Below are 2,550 nucleotides of genomic sequence, written 5' to 3'. Positions count from 1 at the left end.
ACGGTCGGCGCGCACGCACAAGAGCACGCGTGCAAGCGTGTGTCTCGACAAGCTTTCTGGCCGAATTATGGCCGCTCGACCCCCCCCGCATGCGGGGGTGGCCAAAATTCGACGTCGAGCGCGGTCACGGCCGCGAGACCTCGGGGGAGATTTCGACGCGCGCCGCTCGCCGCGCCGCCTCGATGCCCGAGGCCGACGAGCACGAGGCCCACGTCGAGCCCGAGGCCGACGAGCTGGGGCCGGCGAGCACGAGGCGCACGTCGAGCGCCGCGCCCCTCGATGGCCCCGGGGTCGGTCGCGACGCACCCGCCCCCCACGTCGAGCCCGCGGATCTTCGCGGTCGAGCGCGGTCACGGCCGCGAGACCTCGGGGGAGATTTCGACGCGCGCCGCTCGCCGCGCCGCCTCGATGCATGAGGCCGACGAGCACGAGGCCGACGAGCACGAGGCCGACGTCGAGCCCGAGGCCGACGAGCTGGGGCCGGCGTCCAGGGCGACGAGCACGAGGCCGGCGTCGAGCGCCGCGCCGCCTCGATGCCCGAGGCCGACGAGCTGGGGCCGGCGTCCTCGGGGGTACGTCCCGACGCACCCGCCCGCGGTCGATGCAGCCGCACAAGAGCACGCGTGCAAGCGTGTGTCGCGACAAGCTTTTTGGCCGAATTATGGCCGCTCGACCCCCCCCGCATGCGGGGGTGGCCAAAATTCGACGTCGAGCGCGGTCATGGCCGCGAGACCTCGGGGGAGATTTCGACGCGCGCCGCGCCGTCCGCCTCGATGCCCGAGGCCGGCGAGCAGGGCGACGAGCACGAGGCCCACGTCGAGCGCCGCGCCCTCGATGCACCCGCCCCCCACGTCGAGCCCGCGGATCTTCGCGGTCGAGCGCGGTCACTGTGCGTCGGGGTCGAGGAAGAAATCGGCGCCGTTCCCTCAACCCCGAGGACGAGCGACTACGGCCACATCGCAATGAAGCTGAAGTAATCGAGGTCCATCCACTGGCGCTGGTCAGTGAAGCCGGTGGTGACGTTGACGGTGCCTTCGCTCCTGTTCTCCCATTCATTGCCAAAGACCACGGTGGCGGTGGCGTATTGGTTGTACGGGGAACCCGCGATGACGGGCAGATTTGCGAACGTGCCCTCGAACGTGATGGTGTAGGTACCGGTGCTGGTCTTCTTGACCGTGAAGTTTCCAGAGCCGGAAACCACGGCGCCGTCTGACCCTCGGATGAGCCCAAATGCCTGTCCCATGAGACGTCTCCCTCGAACGTGTTGCCCCCCGCGGTGAAGGCGTAGTTAACCCGGCATCCGCGACACGTCAACCCGTTGGCACGGCGATGAGTTCGTCGAAATCCGCCCGTTGCCTCGTCGATACCGGCACGCCTACCATCGCCGCGTCCACGACAACGAGGAGACTTCATGACGATCATACCCAAGTGTTGAGCGACCATCCCTCGACGAGACCCCTCGCCGCGTCCTCTCTTCCCGCCGCGCCGTCGGCACGTCGAACGTCATCCGCGCCGCTCGCGCCCTCGACCACTGAGGACGAACGGCCCCGGACGTCGAGCTCGACGCAACGACGTCGAGCGTGCGTCCGGTGAAACCTCGGCGCGTCGAGCGTCGCTGACGTGTAGGCCTCGCCTCGAGCGCGGTCTCGGCGCCTCGGGCCGGGGAAGACATCGGCCCCCCGTCGACCTCGGCCGCCCGAGGGCGAGCAGCTCCCAGCCGTCGCTCGACGCCGAAGGCGAGCAGCTTCGGGCCCGCGTCCTCGGCGCGACAGCGTCGAGCGCCCGTCAGGCGAAACCTCGGCGCGTCGAGCACGTCGAGGAGAGCTCTTCATTTCCGCCACGCTGGCGGCCGTCGCCGAAATCCCAGCGAAATAGCTGCTCGTCCGCGGTCACGGCCGCGAGACCTCGGGGGAGATTTCAACGCTCGCCGCGCCGTCCGCCGCGATGCCCGAGGCCGGCGAGCTGGGGGCCGGCGTCCAGGGCGACGAGCCCGAGGCCGACGTCGAGCGCCGCGCCCCTCGATGCCCGAGGCCGGCGAGCTGGGGCCGGCGTCCTCGGGGGTACGTCCCGACGCACCCGCCCACGGTCGACGCACACGAGCAAGAGCGCGCGAGCGTGCGTGTGTCACGACAAGCTTTTTGGCCGAATTATGGCTGCTCGACCCCCCGCATGCGGGGGTGGCCAAAATTCGACGTCGAGCGCGGTCATGGCCGCGAGACCTCGGGGGAGATTTCGACGCTCGACGCTCGCCGCGCCCCCTCGATGCACGAGGCCGACGAGCACGAGGCGCACGTCGAGCCCGAGGCCGGCGTCGAGCGCCGCGCCGCCTCGATGCACGAGGCGACGAGCACGAGGCCGGCGAGCTCGCCGCGCCGCCTCGATGGCCCCGGGGTCGGTCGCGACGCACCCGCCCCCCACGTCGAGCCCGCGGATCTTCGCGGTCGAGCGCGGTCATGGCCGCGAGACCTCGGGGGAGATTTCGACGCGCGCCGCTCGCCGCGCGCCGCCTCGATGCACGAGGCCGGCGAGCACGAGGCGCACCCGCCCCCC

The 2,550-nt window shown here is 71.1% G+C and carries 2 protein-coding genes; one reads left to right on the top strand and one right to left on the bottom strand.

All coding sequences use genetic code 11. The features are described from left to right. Positions 1-946: 946 nt before the first annotated feature. On the bottom strand, positions 947-1,243 hold the full coding sequence (locus GF068_RS43180; protein ID WP_153825421.1) for a hypothetical protein: 297 nt from the start codon (positions 1,241-1,243) through the stop codon (positions 947-949). A 1,019-nt stretch (positions 1,244-2,262) separates the two neighbouring features. Here GF068_RS43180 and GF068_RS43175 point away from each other — a divergent pair. Further along, the coding region (locus tag GF068_RS43175; protein WP_206079683.1) for a hypothetical protein at positions 2,263-2,550 on the top strand (288 nt) is incomplete at its 3' end.

The organism is Polyangium spumosum, assembly GCF_009649845.1.
Taxonomy (GTDB): Bacteria; Myxococcota_A; Polyangia; order Polyangiales; family Polyangiaceae; genus Polyangium; species Polyangium spumosum.
This window is presented reverse-complemented; position numbering and strand designations above follow the sequence as displayed.